Origin of the sequence: Ectobacillus ponti (assembly GCF_024294785.1) — a bacterium.
Lineage (GTDB): Bacteria > Bacillota > Bacilli > Bacillales > Bacillaceae_G > Ectobacillus > Ectobacillus ponti.
Map to the genome: position 1 here is coordinate 300,596 of NZ_JANCLT010000002.1, position 14,800 is coordinate 315,395.

Annotated in this window: 14 protein-coding genes; 1 reads left to right on the top strand and 13 read right to left on the bottom strand. The window is 53.3% G+C overall.

Annotated features, from left to right (window positions below):
• Positions 1-4 precede the first annotated feature (4 nt).
• The 10 genes from NK662_RS04975 to NK662_RS05020 are packed head-to-tail and all read right to left on the bottom strand — an operon-like array spanning position 5 to position 8,721.
• Positions 5-1,486 (bottom strand): NADH-quinone oxidoreductase subunit M, encoded by a 1,482-nt coding sequence (locus NK662_RS04975; RefSeq protein ID WP_254757799.1) that lies wholly within the window; start codon positions 1,484-1,486, stop codon positions 5-7.
• Entirely contained in the window at positions 1,483-3,348 is a 1,866-nt protein-coding gene (nuoL, locus tag NK662_RS04980; protein WP_254757800.1) for an NADH-quinone oxidoreductase subunit L, read from the bottom strand. Before nuoL ends, NK662_RS04975 begins: the two co-directional genes overlap by 4 nt.
• A 20-nt stretch (positions 3,349-3,368) precedes the next feature.
• Positions 3,369-3,683 carry an NADH-quinone oxidoreductase subunit NuoK gene (gene nuoK, locus NK662_RS04985; RefSeq protein WP_254757801.1) on the bottom strand — a complete coding sequence of 105 codons (315 nt, stop codon included), beginning with the start codon at positions 3,681-3,683 and terminating at the stop codon, positions 3,369-3,371.
• Complete coding sequence (locus tag NK662_RS04990; RefSeq protein WP_254757802.1) at positions 3,676-4,200, bottom strand: NADH-quinone oxidoreductase subunit J; 525 nt, start codon at positions 4,198-4,200, stop codon at positions 3,676-3,678. The genes nuoK and NK662_RS04990 overlap by 8 nt, the downstream gene beginning before the upstream one ends.
• Positions 4,197-4,616 (bottom strand): NADH-quinone oxidoreductase subunit NuoI, encoded by a 420-nt coding sequence (nuoI, locus tag NK662_RS04995; RefSeq protein ID WP_254757803.1) that lies wholly within the window; start codon positions 4,614-4,616, stop codon positions 4,197-4,199. Before nuoI ends, NK662_RS04990 begins: the two co-directional genes overlap by 4 nt.
• Before the next feature lie 53 nt (positions 4,617-4,669).
• Entirely contained in the window at positions 4,670-5,671 is a 1,002-nt protein-coding gene (gene nuoH, locus NK662_RS05000; protein ID WP_254758033.1) for an NADH-quinone oxidoreductase subunit NuoH, read from the bottom strand.
• Positions 5,671-6,771, bottom strand: coding sequence for an NADH-quinone oxidoreductase subunit D (locus NK662_RS05005; RefSeq protein WP_254757804.1), 1,101 nt, complete (start codon positions 6,769-6,771; stop codon positions 5,671-5,673). The genes nuoH and NK662_RS05005 overlap by 1 nt, the downstream gene beginning before the upstream one ends.
• A gap of 5 nt (positions 6,772-6,776) precedes the next feature.
• On the bottom strand, positions 6,777-7,847 hold the full coding sequence (locus tag NK662_RS05010) for an NADH-quinone oxidoreductase subunit C (protein WP_254757805.1): 1,071 nt from the start codon (positions 7,845-7,847) through the stop codon (positions 6,777-6,779).
• Positions 7,844-8,362, bottom strand: coding sequence for a NuoB/complex I 20 kDa subunit family protein (locus NK662_RS05015; RefSeq protein ID WP_254757806.1), 519 nt, complete (start codon positions 8,360-8,362; stop codon positions 7,844-7,846). The genes NK662_RS05010 and NK662_RS05015 overlap by 4 nt, the downstream gene beginning before the upstream one ends.
• Positions 8,353-8,721 (bottom strand): NADH-quinone oxidoreductase subunit A, encoded by a 369-nt coding sequence (locus NK662_RS05020; RefSeq protein ID WP_254757807.1) that lies wholly within the window; start codon positions 8,719-8,721, stop codon positions 8,353-8,355. Before NK662_RS05020 ends, NK662_RS05015 begins: the two co-directional genes overlap by 10 nt.
• A gap of 299 nt (positions 8,722-9,020) precedes the next feature.
• On the opposite strand from NK662_RS05020, the gene NK662_RS05025 reads away from it, so the two are divergent.
• On the top strand, positions 9,021-11,714 hold the full coding sequence (locus NK662_RS05025) for an EAL domain-containing protein (RefSeq protein ID WP_254757808.1): 2,694 nt from the start codon (positions 9,021-9,023) through the stop codon (positions 11,712-11,714).
• Positions 11,715-11,752: 38 nt separating this feature from the next.
• Here NK662_RS05025 and NK662_RS05030 read toward each other — a convergent pair whose 3' ends face one another.
• The 3 genes from NK662_RS05030 to atpD form a co-directional block, all read right to left on the bottom strand.
• Positions 11,753-12,448 carry a DUF975 family protein gene (locus NK662_RS05030; RefSeq protein ID WP_254757809.1) on the bottom strand — a complete coding sequence of 232 codons (696 nt, stop codon included), beginning with the start codon at positions 12,446-12,448 and terminating at the stop codon, positions 11,753-11,755.
• A 436-nt stretch (positions 12,449-12,884) separates the two neighbouring features.
• Positions 12,885-13,286 carry a F0F1 ATP synthase subunit epsilon gene (locus NK662_RS05035; RefSeq protein ID WP_254757810.1) on the bottom strand — a complete coding sequence of 134 codons (402 nt, stop codon included), beginning with the start codon at positions 13,284-13,286 and terminating at the stop codon, positions 12,885-12,887.
• A 22-nt stretch (positions 13,287-13,308) separates the two neighbouring features.
• Positions 13,309-14,721, bottom strand: coding sequence for a F0F1 ATP synthase subunit beta (gene atpD, locus NK662_RS05040; protein WP_254757811.1), 1,413 nt, complete (start codon positions 14,719-14,721; stop codon positions 13,309-13,311).
• Between the last annotated feature and the right edge of the window lie 79 nt (positions 14,722-14,800).

A 14,800-nucleotide genomic window follows, 5' to 3' on the forward strand; every position in this document is an offset into this window, starting at 1 on the left:
TATCCTACCCCCTTAACCCTAGTAATTCTAATGTCGAGCTGATCGGATGGCCGAGCACCTCCGGCGAAACACCGATGATGATGATGATAGCCAGAAGCACCGTCACCGGGATGAACTCCCAGCCGCGCACGTCACGCTGCTCGCCAAGCTCATATGCGCCGAACGTAATGCCAAGCACAGAGCGGAGCAGATAGACAGCCGTCAGGATGATGCCGAGCGTACCGACAGCCGCCACGGCCGGATACTTGTCAAACAGGCCTAGGAAGGCCATGAACTCGCTGACAAAGCCGGACATGCCCGGCAGGCCGAGAGATGCCATGGCGCCCGCCAGCAGGAAGCCTGCCAGAAGCGGCACTTGCTTTGCCAGGCCGCCAAGCTTCTTCAGCTCAGACGTGCCGTAGCGGTTTTCCATAATGCCAAGCAGGAAGAACAGCAGCGCGGCAATCAAGCCGTGCGATACAACCTGGAAAATCGCGCCCTTCACGCCGGACATGTTCAGCGCGCCAAGACCGATCAGCACGATGCCCATGTGCGAGATACTGGAGTATGCCAGCACCTTCCGGAAGTCTGTCTGAATGAGCGCCAGGAACGCCCCGTACAGCAGGTTGATGACGCCAAGCAGCGCCAGCAGGAACGCGAATTTTTCAAACTGCTTCGGGAACATGCCAAGACCGAAGCGGACAAGACCGTATGCCCCGATTTTGAGCAGCACGCCCGCGTGCAGCATGACCACAGCCGGCGGCGCCTGTACGTGCACATTCACCATCCAGCGGTGCAATGGCAGCACCGGCAGCTTAATTCCGAAGGCAATCAACAGGGAAATGACAATGCCTGTTTTAAAGGCTTCCGAGAAAGGCGCATCCGCAGACTGCATGATGCTGTACAGATGCTCATAATTCGTTGTGCCTGTTTTCGCAAACAGGATGGCGAACACGACCAGCAAAATCGCTGAGCCGATTCCGTTGTACACCAGGTAGCTGTAGGCTGCCTTCTCGCTCTCGAACTTGCCCCATTTGCCGATCAGGAAGAACATCGCCGGCAGTGTCAGCTCAAAGAAGAAGAAGAACAGAATCAGGTTTTGCGCCGCAAATACGCCGAGCATCCCCATCTCCAATAGAAGCAAGAGGATGTAAAAGCTCTTTGTGTTTTGCTGGATGGAATACGCTGTTACAGCCGCCAGCAGGCCCAGCACAGCCGTCAGCAGCATCATGATGAAGGCAAAGCCGTCCACACCCACCTCGTAAGCGACAGTGAACGCGCCGCTGTCAAAGCGGCCGAAGCGGATCCAGTCCGCTTGCTGTGAAAACTCGGACAGCCCTGTGCCGCCCAGGTACATTGCGTACATGATGGCAGCGCTCACGAACGGCAGCAGCGCCCCAAGCGTGCCAAGCAGCCGCGCTGTGCCATGGGATGCCTTCGGGATGAAGGCAAGCGCCAGAACAGCGAGCAGCGGGGAGAAGATGAAAAAGGTTAAGAGAAAGCTCATTGTAAGTACCCCCCTGTCACTACCAGAACGACAAGCAGAACAGCCAGGCCGACGAACATGACCGCGCCGTATGTCTGCACCTGTCCGCTTTGCAGGCGGGAACCGATGCTGCTTGTGCCTTTGACAATACCGGCGATGACCTGTGCCAGGCCTTCGACGATATACGTCTCCACAAACTGCAGCACATGGGCAATTCCCTTTGTCAGCGGTACAATGGTGATGCCGTATAATTCATCAATATAGTACTTATTTTTCAAAGCATCATAGGAGAAGGAATCTTGTCCGACAAGCCAGTTGCGGGACAGAGAGCCCTTTCCGTAGATCAAGTAAGCCAAGCCGATGCCGGTGAGGGACACAAGTGTCGCCACAATCATAATCCAAGCCGGGCCGTGGCCTTCATGCACCGTGAACGGGGCATCCTTTGTCAGCCAGTCGCCAAGGAATGTGCCGAACCAAGGTGTGTTCACGTAGCCCGCGACAACCGCCAGCACGCCGAGCACAACCATCGGCAGCGTCATGACGCTTGGAGATTCGTGAACGCCCTTTTGCTCCCCTCTTGGCTTCCCGGTGAACACGAGGAAGAAGAGACGGAACATATAGAATGCGGTGAAGAAAGCCGCGATGACTGCCAGCGTGAACACGCCATAGTTGCCATGCTCCCAAGCCGCGACGAGAATTTCATCTTTACTGAAGAAGCCGGACAGAAGCGGCACGCCGCTGATGGCCATGGTTCCGATCAGGAACAGGGTTGCTGTTGTCTTCATTTTTGAGAAGAGGCCGCCCATTTCTTCAATGTTTTGTGTATGCACCGCGTGAATGACGCTGCCCGCCGCAAGGAACAGAAGCGCCTTGAAGAACGCGTGCGTGGTCAGGTGGAATACCCCTGCCACATAGCCGGCAGAGCCGAGCGCAAGCATCATATAGCCGAGCTGGCTTACCGTAGAGTATGCCAGCACGCGCTTGATGTCTGTCTGCACCAGGCCGATGGAGGCTGCGAAAATGGCGGTGATGCCGCCAATGATTGCCACAACATTCATGGCTGTGCTGCTTGCCTCAAACAGCGGGAACATTGTCGCCACCAGGTATACCCCGGCCGCAACCATCGTTGCCGCGTGGATGAGGGCGGATACAGGCGTCGGGCCTTCCATTGCGTCAGGAAGCCATGTATGCAGCGGGAATTGGCCGGATTTACCCATAGCCCCGACAAAAATCAGAATGGCTGTCAGCGTGATCATCGTACCTGAGATGTCCCCTGCCTTCACTGCCGCGAAAATATCGCTGTAGTTGAAGCTGCCAACCTGCCAGAATAAGAGAATCATGCCGATGAACAGCCCTACGTCGCCAATGCGCGTCATGATGAACGCTTTCTTGGCCGCCGCCTTCGCGGACTCCTTATAGAAGTAGAAGCCCACCAGCAGGAAGGAGCCTAAGCCGACAAGCTCCCAGAAGATATAGAGCTGCAGCAGGTTTGTCGAGATGACAAGCCCGAGCATCGCGAATGTAAAGAGACCGAGATATGCGTAGAACACCGGAAAACGCTCGTCTCCGTGCATATATCCGCGTGAGTAGATATGTACAAGCAGACTCACCAGTGTCACGATGAACAGCATGAGCGCGTTCAACGCGTTAATTTCAAAGCCGAACTGGATGGCCTTATCCCCCAGATGAAGCCATGTCCATTCATGCTTCACCGTGCCATTGGATAGGCGTTCCAGTAATACAACAACCGCACCCGCGAAGGAAAGCAGCACCAGCATGATGCTGATCAAGCTCGTTGCTTCCTTCAGCTTTTTGCCGACCAGTAAGGAAAGGGCAAAGGATACAAGCGGGAAAAGCGGTATTAGCCAGGCGTAGTCCATCATTGTCTTTTTCCCCCTTCTTACTAGTGCTTCAACGAATCCATTTCGTCCGCATTGACTGTCGGGCGGTTGCGGTACAGCGCCATCAGGACCGCCAGGCCGACTGCCGCTTCAGCTGCCGCCACCGCAATGGTGAACAGCGTGAAGATTTGCCCTGTCATGTTCGGGAACAGCCCGAGCTTGCTGAAGGCCACCAGATTCAGGTTGGCCGCGTTCATCATCAATTCAATACAGATGAGGACAATTACCGTGTTGCGCTTCGTCAGCGCGCCGAACAAGCCGATGCAAAACAGAATAATGGCAAGCACTAAGTAAGCTGATGCCGGAACGTTACTCATCGGAGCGTCCCTCCCCTTCGTCATCCTTCTTCGCCAGGATAATCGCGCCGACAAGCGCCACCAGCAAGAGTACGGATGTTACTTCAAACGGAATGATATATTTCGTGTACAAAAGCTCCCCGATTTGCTTTGTGTTTTGCTCGTGCAGCGCTGCTTCCGCCACACCGTTTGCCGCAAAATCCACTCGATTGACCGCGAAATACATGACGCCGCCGAATGCCAGCACACCCAGGAATACAAGGAAGCCGCGCCATTTGCCCTTCGTGTCTGTTTCGTCATCATGGTTGGTCAGCATGATGCCGAATACCATGATGATCGCGATGGCACCGGAGTAGATCAGCACTTGGACCACGCCGACGAACTCAGCCGAAAGCATAATGTACAAGCCGGCAATGCTGAGGAAGGTGAACACGAGGGCCAGCATCATATGCATGACCTTCGTCAGGTTGAGCATCAGCACGCCACCCATGATCGCGATCAAGGCCAAAGCCATAAATGCTATCAATTCGCCGCTCATGCTTTATTCTCCCTTCTGACATTCATGTCGTTCTCGTCCAGCCATTGCAGGTTCTTGAACAAGTCGTCGCGTGTGTATTCCGCCAGCTCGAAGTTGTTTGTCATGACAATCGCTTCTGTCGGACATACCTCTGTGCACAAGTCGCACAGGATGCAAATTTCGAAGTTGATATCATACGTATCAATGACTTTTCCCTTCTTCGCCGGATCCGGATGCTTCTTGCCTGTCAGCTGAATGCAGTCTGTCGGGCAAATTTGCGCGCATTGGTTGCACACAATGCATTTTTCCGGATAAAACTTCTGGATGCCGCGGAAACGGTCCGGAAGCGGCAGCGGCTGGTTCGGATAGTCATACGTGACCTTCTGTTTTGTTAAGTTGTTGAGGGTATATTTCAGACCTTTAAACAACCCCAGCATTTCTTCTCATCCCCTTTGTTGTTCTCCCGATTCGTCCATGAAGACCTTGTATTCTAGAAGAATAGTTCTTTTAACAGCGCCGTCAGGAAGATGTTCGCCAAGGCCACCGGCAGCAGCACCTTCCAGCCGAATTCCATCAGCTGGTCCGCGCGCATACGCGGGAATGTGTAACGAATCCACATGAACAGGAACACGACAAGGCTGAATTTCAGCGCAAACCAGACGGCCCCCGGAATGAAGCTCAGGAACGCGATCGGCTGCCAGCCGCCCAGGAACAGAACCGTAATCAGGCCGGACATGGCAAACAGGTAGACATACTCCGCCAGCATGAAGAAGGCCCAACGGAAGCCGGAATACTCTGTATGGAAGCCGGATACAAGCTCGGATTCAGCCTCAGGCAAGTCAAACGGCGTCCGGTTCAGCTCGGATATGGCGGCGATAAAGAATACGATGAAGCCGATTGGCTGCACGAAAATGTACCATACCTTTTCCTGAGCCGCGATAATATCATTCAGGTTCAGGCTGCCTGTCAGCAGGATGACCCCGATTACGCTCATGACGAGCGGAATTTCATAGGAAATCATCTGCGCCGCAGCACGCATGCCGCCGAGCAGCGAGTATTTATTGTTGGAAGCCCAGCCGCCTGTCAGCACGCCGATGGTGGAAATCCCGGAAACGGCGATATAGTACAGCAGGCCGACGCCCATATCAGAAAAACGAAGATTTTGCGTAAACGGAATGACTGCCACAACCATGAACGCAGGCGCAAAGGCGATTACCGGCGCCAAGATGAACAGTGGCTTGTCGGCTGCCTTCGGAATGGTATCTTCCTTTAAAAGCAGCTTCAGTACGTCAGAAACGGTCTGCAACAGACCCCAGCGGCCGCCGACCTGGTTCGGTCCGATCCGGCCCTGCATGAAGCCCATGAGCTTCCGTTCCGCCAAAATGCCGTAGGTTACGAAGCCGAGAATCACAAAGAGCAGCACCGTTGCGAGCCCGAAAAAGATGAAAAACGTCGTCCAGCTTGGTGCTCCTTCCAAGAGGCTCTGTACCATCAACCATCAACCTCCCCAAGGACGATATCTATCCCACCCAAAATGGTAATCAAGTTTGCGATGTTTTCGCCTTTCAAAAGCTTCGGCAGAATCTGCAGGTTGTAGAAGGACGGACGGCGGAATTTCAGGCGGTACGGCTCTTTCTTGCCGTCGCTTGAAATGTAGCAGCCGATTTCGCCGCGCGGTGATTCAATCCGGACAAAGGCTTCCCCTTTCGGCGCCTTGATGATTTTTGGCACCTTCGCCATAACCGGGCCTTCCGCCGGGAACTGAGCGACCGCTTGCTCGATAATCTTAAGAGATTCTTCAATTTCCTGCATCCGGCACGTATAACGGTCCCAGGCATCGCCGATTTTGCCGACCGGCACGTCAAAGTCAAAGCGGTCGTAGATGGAGTATGGCTCATCCTTGCGCAGGTCCCACTTCACGCCCGTACAGCGCAGATTCGCGCCGCTCAGGGAGTATTCAATGGCTTCCTCCGCGGAATAGATGCCGACGCCCTTCACACGGTTCAGGAAGATTTCGTTGCCGGACACAAGGTCGTGGTAGCCCTTCAGCTGCTCGCGCATGTACGGAACAAAGTCGCGCACCTTCTCGATCCAGCCCTCCGGCGCATCCCATTTCACGCCGCCGACACGCATGTAGTTGAATGTCAGGCGCGCGCCGCTCAATTCGTTCAGCATGTTGATAATCATTTCACGTTCACGGAACGCGTACAGGAACGGGCTGACCGCACCGATATCGAGCAGGTTGGTGCCCCACCAGACAAGGTGGCTGGCAATCCGGCCAAGCTCCATGACAAGGACACGCAGGTATTCCGCGCGCTCTGGAATTTCCAGTCCCATCATCGTTTCCACCGCATGGCAGAGGACATAGTTGTTTGTCATTGCCGACAGGTAGTCGAGGCGGTCTGTGTAAGGAATAATCTGCGTATATTGCAGGCTTTCCGCCAGCTTTTCGGTGCCGCGGTGCAAATAACCGATCACCGGTATCGCTTCCGTAATGGTCTCCCCGTCAATTTTCACAACAAGACGGAATACACCGTGCGTACTCGGGTGCTGCGGACCGACGTTCAGCAGCATTTCTTCTGTGCGTATCATGCTTGCTACACCTCCACGTCAAACGGCTCATAGTCTTTGCGAAGCGGGTATCCAATCCAGTCATCCGGCATCAGGATGCGCACCAGGTTCGGATGCCCTTCAAACACGACGCCCAAAAGGTCATATGCCTCGCGCTCCGGCCAGTTGGCCCCTTCCCAAACCTTCGCGACGGAAGGAAGCTTCGGCTCGTTCCGGTCGAGCTTCACCCGGACAGCAACAGACTGCCTGTTGCGGTACGAGAACAGGTGCACATACACTTCCATATGTGTCACGAAGTCTGTCGCATGCAGCTCGGACATATAATCAAACGCCAGCTGCTCATTGTATTTCAAAAACTGCATCGTTTTATAGTACTGGTCGTGCTTCACCACAAGCGTCGGCACGTCCTTCGAGATTCTATTAATATAAGACTCTTCCAAAACATCGGCTCCGAGATGCTCCCGGATGACCGCCGTGTACTTATCCAAGTATGGCTGATTCTTAGAAGGTGCTTCTGCCTGCGGCGCAGCCTCTTCCTTGGCGCCGGCTGCCGCCCGTGCCTTCGCGGCCGCCGCCGCTTTCGCTTTGGCTGCTGCGATGGCTTTTGCTTTCTCGTCATCGCCGCCGGCTGCTCCGCCCGCCTTCGCAGCTGCTGCGGCCTTTGCCTTGGCTGCCGCTGCTGCTTTTGCTTTCGCGGCTGCAATCGCTTTTGCCTTCTCGTCATCGCCGGCCGGCTCTTCTCCGCCAGCCTGCTTCGCCAAGGCTGCCGCCTTTGCTTTTGCTGCCGCTGCCGCTTTCGCCTTGGCTGCTGCGATGGCTTTCGCTTTGGCATCGTCTCCGGCTGCCTCGCCGCCCGCTTCTGCCACCTTTTCTGCGGCCCGCTTCTTCGCTGCCTCGGCTGCTTTCGCCTTCGCTTCCGCTGCCGCGCGTTTCTTCGCTTCGGCAGGGTCTACAGCTGCAGCTTCCGGCTCTGTTGACAGCGCTTTCTCTTTTTCCTGCCCGGCAGCCGCCTGACGCTCCGCCAGCTTTCGCTTCGCTTCCTCTTTCGCGCGCGCTGCCGCCTCGCGCTTCAGTTCTTCAGGAGTCTTGTCGCTCATTGGTTCGTCACCTGCTTCCCTGTCTTAGCTTCGTAACGAATTTTTTCCTTCAGCTTGTTAATGCCGTACAGAAGTGCCGCCGGATTTGGCGGACAGCCTGGAATGTATACATCGACAGGCACAATCTGGTCTACCCCTTTGACCACTGCATACGATTTCACATACGGACCGCCTGCTGTTGCACAGGAGCCCATGGCAATCACCCACTTCGGCTCAGGCATCTGGTCGTATAGACGTCTGACGATGGGTGCCATCTTTTTCGTCACCGTGCCGGATACAATCATGACATCCGATTGCCGCGGCGACGTACGGAAAAAGGAACCGAACCGGTCCGCATCATAGTGCGAAGAGCCGACGCCCATCATCTCAATCGCACAGCATGCCAAACCGAAGGTCATCGGCCAGAGTGAATTGCTGCGCGCCCAGCCTTTTACCTGCTCCAAAGTCGTGAAGAAAATATGTTGCTCGAGCTCTGCCCGCTCGTCTGGATGGATGTCTTCGAAATTTATAGCCATTTTAGCACCTTCTTCTTCCAAGCATAGACAAGTCCAATCAACAGCAAGATGACGAAAATCAGCATCTCAATCAGTGCAAAGATGCCCAGCTTCTCATACGCTACTGCCCACGGATACAGAAACACTGTTTCCACGTCAAAAATAACGAATAACAGAGCGAAGATATAATAGCGGGCGTGGAATCGGACGTTCGCCTCATGAAACGGCTCAATCCCGCTCTCGTACGTAGTCTGCTTTGCCTCAGTCGGGCGATTCGGACGAAGAATTTTCCCCGCCGTCAGCGCGACAGCCGGCAGCAAAATACCGAGAAGCAAGAAGACAACCACAATCACGTAGTTGTTCTGATACAAATTGAACATGATCAGTTTCTCCCCCCTGTGTCGTTCAGTTTGCTCATAAAAATACGTACATCATTTTTTTATTTTTCTAAATAATGTAACCGTACTCAATTATAACAAATACCCGTTTGCCGTGTCGACCTATTGCAGAAAGGAAAAGAAACTTGTTGAATGATGAAGGGGCCTTCCTGTGATATTTCGCACAAAAGTATTACTGCAAAAGCTTTTCCATATACTACAGAGACTTACATAGTAGATATAATCTTACGACAGACGGGGACAGTTTATTTTCCTGCAAAAGAAAATTAGGTGATATTTCAATGAATCGAACCTTTCACGTGAAAACCATGTTTTTGCTTGCCCTGCTGGCCGGCTTTCTCGCTTTCAACTATGGCTGGCTGTACGACTGGCATACAAGCTCCTGGAAAGATGATGATGCCGCAAGCTTTTCCTACCTGGCCGTGGATATCGTTGTTTTTATCAGCTTATTCATTTCCTGGTATAGCACTCCCGCTGCCGAAAAGCTGTTTTGGCTGCTGCTGACCACAGGCTGCTTCATTTTTCTGCTTGGGGATGCCACTTTATTTTACAAACGCTCCATTTTGTACAATGAAAGTCTGGAAACAAACGGGAACGACTTGTTTTTTCTGGCATTCATGCTTTGCTATGCACTGGCTTTTTCGCACAAGCTGATGCATAAATATGACTTTTGGGGCAGACTGTTTGTTCTCTGCGACCTGGCGATTGTCACCATTGTCGTCGCTACTCTGCACTACTACATCATTGTCCAGAAGATTATCTCGCTGGAGCATGTGTCCACCTTCTCCCGGCTGACTCAATTGTCCTATTCCGCTTCGGACCTGGTATTGCTTTTACTCGGCTTAAGCATGTACTTCCGGCCTGTGTTCTTCGCTTCCAAGAATGTGCTGTATTTGCTCATTCTCGTCATGATCGGAATTCCGCTCACGGACTTTATGTACGACTACCTGCGTCTGTACCATCCGCAGCTTCCTGTCCAGCTGCTGGACCCTGTGTACCAGATCTTCTTGCTGCTGACTGCCATAGCCGGAAGCTGGAATGAAACCGGGCAGCACATTCAGATTCCGCAGCTGATCAGCCGCCGGACTGAGGAGAACATGCGGAGGGCGCTGCCGTACGCAGCCTCCATCCTGCTGGGGCTGTTCGTGTTATTCCGGCCGGATATGAAGCGGCCGCTTGTGGTCGGCCTTTGCCTGAACTTCGGTTTTGTGCTGCTCCGCCACATCCTGACAGAACAGCTGAACAAGCAGCTGCTGCAGGAGCAGGAAGAGAATGCCTCCCGCCTGGAGCTTGGCATTCAGCAGCGCACCGCCGCTTTGTTCAGCAGTGAGCAGCGCTTTAAATCCTTGTTTGAGCACCACCCTGATCCTATCTATGTGATCGACTTAACCGGTATGCTGGTACAGACAAATCAGGCGGGAACCACCCTTCTGGGGTATGAAGGGTCCCATTTCTTGGGCATTCCCTACGAATATTTCATCTATGAAGAAGACCTGCACAAGGCACACGAAATGTTTGAGCTGGCAGTGCAAGGACAAGCCATCACAAGAGAGCTCCGGGGCAAGCATAAGATCGGGCATATCTACCATCTCAGTGTCACGGCAGTTCCCATTCTGCTGCAGGAGCAGCTGGAAGGCATCTATTTTATGGTCAAGGACATCACCAGCCTGAAAATGCAGCAGGAGCGCGTTCAATATTTGGCCTATCATGATTCCCTGACCGGCCTGTACAACCGGGTCAGCTTTACTGCCTCTCTGGAGGTCTTTATCGTAAGAAAACAACCCTTTGCTTTGCTGTTCCTGGATTTGGACCGTTTCAAAACCATCAATGACACGCTCGGGCATGATGCCGGTGACCAAGTGCTGGTCGAAGTCGCTTACCGGCTGAAGCAGTCTGTACCGCCAGACTCCATTCTGGCACGCCTGGGCGGGGACGAGTTTGTTGTGATTCCAGCCGGCTGCCACACCTATGCCGAGGCGGAAGCTGCGGCAGGAAGGCTGCTGGCTGCCCTGCAGGAGCCTGTTGTGCTGCAGGGGCAGAGTCTGCAGGTCACACCAAGCATCGGCATTGCCCTCTATCCGGAGGCCGGCCAGGATGCCACCACGCTGCTGCGCCATGCGGACTTGGCCATGTACAGCATCAAAAGCGGCAGCAAGAACAACTATGCTGTGTACAGCTTGGGCATCAGCGAGCAGCGGCATCGGCATCTGCAGATTGAGAAGGATTTGTACCAGGCCTTGGAGCGCCAGGAAATCTCGCTCGTGTATCAGCCGCAAATACAGGCAGCCGGCGGACTTATTGTCGGCTGGGAAGCGCTTGTACGCTGGCAGCATCCGGAAATGGGCTGGATTTCGCCGGGAGAATTCATTGCTGTCGCGGAGGAAACCGGGCTGATTTTACAGCTGGGCCAATATGTGCTTCGGCACGCCTGCAGGCAAATGGCCATCTGGCGCGACCTCGGCTATCGGGATTGGCATGTGGCCGTGAATCTCTCTGTGAAGGAATTTCGTGAAGCATCTTTTCTGGCGTCCGTGTCTGCTATTTTACAGGAAACCGACTTGGAGCCCCATTATCTGGAGCTGGAGCTGACAGAGCGCATTGCCATGGAAAATGAAGAGGACACTCTGCAAAAGCTCCGCTATTTGAAGGAGCAAGGCGTCAAGCTTTCGATTGATGATTTTGGGACAGGCTACTCCTCCCTGTCCTACCTGCCGCTCTATCCGATCGACAAGCTGAAAATTGCCCGCGAGCTGGTGGTCATGGCTGAGCACAAGGAGGAGGGTATGGAGATTATAGCGGCCATTCTCTCGCTTGCCCATGCCTTGAACTTATCTGTCATTGCGGAAGGCGTGGAAACAAGGGAACAGCTGCGCTTCCTGCTGGCGCAGGGCTGCCGGCAAATCCAAGGCTACTATTTCAGCAAACCGCTGCCGCCTGAGCAATGCGTTCCCTTTGCCCAAAGCTTCAAAGTGTAAAGGACCCAAGAGTCTGTACTGCCCTTGGGTCCGCCTTATCAGCCCCTCGCCTCTGCCAACGCTTTTCGATAGAAATGGGCAGCGGCTGTCGTCATGTAAGGGACAATCCAGAGGAATGCCAAGCCAAAGGTAACCGCGCCGAGCAGGAACCAGCCGATGAAGCTCAAGTACAGCACGAACAAGTCCTTCTTGCGGCCGTCCATCAGCCTGCGGCTTTCTGTAATCGCCTGATTCACTGTATAATCCGGATGATCCAGCAAAATAAAATAGGTCATCGCATACGAGAAGCTTTTCACAATCCCTGGAATAATCAAAAGCAGACTCCACAGCATCGTATAAATAGACGGCAGCAGCACGGCCTTGCAGGCCTGCCACATCCGGCTCCAGCCGCGGAAATAGGAAAACAGCTCATCCACAGTCGCCTTCTCATCATTGGCCAGCGTCAGAAATATTCGGTATTGCCCCATCGCCATAATGCCTGATAGGAATAAGGTGACGAGTATGTAGAGAATATACAACAGCAGCATAAGGATGATCCCTATGGCGCTGATAGTTTCGTCGCCCTCTGTTGCCGCACCTGCTGCCACGAACGGCATCATGGCAATCATGAACGGAAAATACACCATGGACGAGCCGGCGCCGACCACAATTTGCGCCAGCAAGACTGCCCCGACCCCCAGTCCCCAATTCCCCTTTAAAGATGCTAATGCCGCCCGCTTCAGTTGACCTGTCATATGTGTCCTCCCTGCAGTGTAGTTGTGACAAGGCACAGTTCAATATATTCGCGTACGGCTGTGGATATGACCAAGGCTGCAAGCCGTTGGGACAAGCTTCCTGCTCGCTTCCATTTCTGTCATTGCGCACGTTTCCCGACAGTCTAGCTGCTTTTCCTACAATTCAGAACGGACTTTCTACAATTCAAAATGTGTTTCCTACAAATCAGCTGCACTTTTCTACAATTGCGCACGTTTCCCGACAGTCTAGCTGCTTTTCCTGCAATTCAGAACGGACTTTCTACAATTCAAAATGTGTTTCCTACAAATCAGAACGTGTTTCCTACAAATCAGCTGCACTTCTCTACAATTGCGCGTGCTTCCAAGTAGTACACATAAAAAAGGATGACCCAGAAGTCCGCCCCACAGGCAGTCTTTTGAATCATCCTCTTATCGATTACTTCGTATTAGTTACGTTCAAGCGGTTGATGGCACGCTTCAAAGCAAGCTCAGCACGCTTGAAGTCAACGTTTGTTTGACGGTCCTGCAGACGGCGCTCAGCACGGCGCTTCGCTTCGTTTGCACGGTGTGCGTCAATATGGTTCGCAAGCTCTGCGGACGGTGCAAGGATTGTCACCTTGTCAGGGCGGACTTCAATGAAGCCGCCGCTCACTGCCACATAGTCAGTGCTGTTGCCGTTTTTCAGGCGCACGGCACTGATCTGCAGCGGAGCTACCGTAGAAATGTGGCCCGGCAGGATCCCCATTTCCCCGCTTTCTGCTTTCACGCTTACCATTTCCACGTTGTTCTCGTAAACCGGTCCGTCAGGTGTTACGATACTCACTGGAACTGTCTTCATGGGTAGCCCTCCTTAGACCTGATTAGGCTAGCGTCTTCGCTTTTTCGACGACTTCTTCAATGCGGCCTACCAGACGGAAAGCATCTTCCGGAAGATCATCGTACTTGCCTTCAAGGATTTCCTTGAAGCCTTGTACTGTTTCTTTAACCGGTACGTAAGATCCCTTTTGGCCTGTGAACTGCTCCGCTACGTGGAAGTTCTGGGACAAGAAGAATTGGATACGGCGAGCGCGGTGTACAACCAGCTTGTCTTCTTCAGACAGCTCGTCCATACCAAGGATCGCGATGATGTCCATCAATTCCTTGTAACGCTGCAGGGTTTGCTGTACTTTACGTGCAACATTGTAGTGCTCTTCGCCAACGATTTCCGGAGAAAGCGCACGGGAAGTGGAAGCCAATGGATCCACCGCAGGGTAGATACCCATCTGTGTCAGACGGCGCTCCAGGTTAGTTGTTGCATCCAAGTGAGCGAACGTTGTTGCCGGAGCCGGGTCAGTGTAGTCATCCGCCGGTACGTATACTGCCTGGATGGAAGTAATGGAACCTTTGTTAGTGGATGTGATACGCTCCTGCAATTGACCCATTTCAGTAGCAAGTGTCGGTTGGTAACCTACTGCGGATGGCATACGGCCAAGCAACGCGGATACCTCGGAACCTGCTTGCGTGAAACGGAAGATATTGTCGATGAAGAACAGTACGTCCTGTCCTTGCTCATCACGGAAGAATTCCGCCATTGTCAAACCAGTCAGGGCAACACGCTGACGCGCACCTGGCGGCTCGTTCATCTGGCCGAATACCATCGCTGTTTTGCTGATAACGCCGGAATCGCTCATCTCGTGGTACAGGTCATTACCTTCACGAGTACGCTCGCCAACACCTGCGAATACGGAGATACCGCCGTGCTCTTGCGCGATGTTGTTGATCAATTCCTGGATCAGTACCGTTTTACCTACACCGGCACCGCCGAACAGACCGATCTTACCACCCTTGATGTAAGGAGCAAGCAAGTCTACTACTTTGATGCCTGTTTCAAGAATTTCTACTTTTGTAGAAAGCTCTTCGAATGAAGGAGCCGCACGGTGGATTGGATCACGGCGCACGTCTGCCGCAACTGGCTCGTTCAAGTCAATTGCGTCGCCCAGTACGTTAAATACGCGGCCCAGTGTTGCGGAACCAACTGGTACGGAGATTGGTCCGTCTGTGTCAACAGCTTCCATACCGCGTACCAAACCGTCAGTGGAAGCCATCGCTACTGTACGAACTGTGTCGTCGCCCAGGTGAAGGGCTACTTCTAATGTCAAATCGATGCTAGTTTCGTTTTTGTTTGCTGCTGAATGCTGCACGCGCAGGGCGTTGTAAAGCGCAGGAAGCTTGCCGTCTTCAAACTTCACGTCTACAACCGGACCCATGATCGCGATAACACGTCCTTTATTCATCGGTTTCCCTCCTATTCATTTGTCTCCCATACGAAAATGAGAGTCTCGTTTCATCCTGTTCTAAGAACCCGATTTATGA

Coding starts and splice junctions, on each gene's coding strand:
- NK662_RS05035 (WP_254757810.1), bottom strand. CDS start 13,286: ATGAAGACAGTTCCAGTGAGTATCGTAACACCTGACGGACCGGTTTAC.
- nuoK (WP_254757801.1), bottom strand. CDS start 3,683: ATGAGTAACGTTCCGGCATCAGCTTACTTAGTGCTTGCCATTATTCTG.
- NK662_RS04975 (WP_254757799.1), bottom strand. CDS start 1,486: ATGAGCTTTCTCTTAACCTTTTTCATCTTCTCCCCGCTGCTCGCTGTT.
- atpD (WP_254757811.1), bottom strand. CDS start 14,721: ATGAATAAAGGACGTGTTATCGCGATCATGGGTCCGGTTGTAGACGTG.
- NK662_RS05020 (WP_254757807.1), bottom strand. CDS start 8,721: ATGTTCAATTTGTATCAGAACAACTACGTGATTGTGGTTGTCTTCTTG.
- NK662_RS05015 (WP_254757806.1), bottom strand. CDS start 8,362: ATGGCTATAAATTTCGAAGACATCCATCCAGACGAGCGGGCAGAGCTC.
- nuoH (WP_254758033.1), bottom strand. CDS start 5,671: ATGGTACAGAGCCTCTTGGAAGGAGCACCAAGCTGGACGACGTTTTTC.
- NK662_RS05025 (WP_254757808.1), top strand. CDS start 9,021: ATGAATCGAACCTTTCACGTGAAAACCATGTTTTTGCTTGCCCTGCTG.
- nuoI (WP_254757803.1), bottom strand. CDS start 4,616: ATGCTGGGGTTGTTTAAAGGTCTGAAATATACCCTCAACAACTTAACA.
- NK662_RS05030 (WP_254757809.1), bottom strand. CDS start 12,448: ATGACAGGTCAACTGAAGCGGGCGGCATTAGCATCTTTAAAGGGGAAT.
- NK662_RS05005 (WP_254757804.1), bottom strand. CDS start 6,771: ATGATACGCACAGAAGAAATGCTGCTGAACGTCGGTCCGCAGCACCCG.
- nuoL (WP_254757800.1), bottom strand. CDS start 3,348: ATGATGGACTACGCCTGGCTAATACCGCTTTTCCCGCTTGTATCCTTT.
- NK662_RS04990 (WP_254757802.1), bottom strand. CDS start 4,200: ATGAGCGGCGAATTGATAGCATTTATGGCTTTGGCCTTGATCGCGATC.
- NK662_RS05010 (WP_254757805.1), bottom strand. CDS start 7,847: ATGAGCGACAAGACTCCTGAAGAACTGAAGCGCGAGGCGGCAGCGCGC.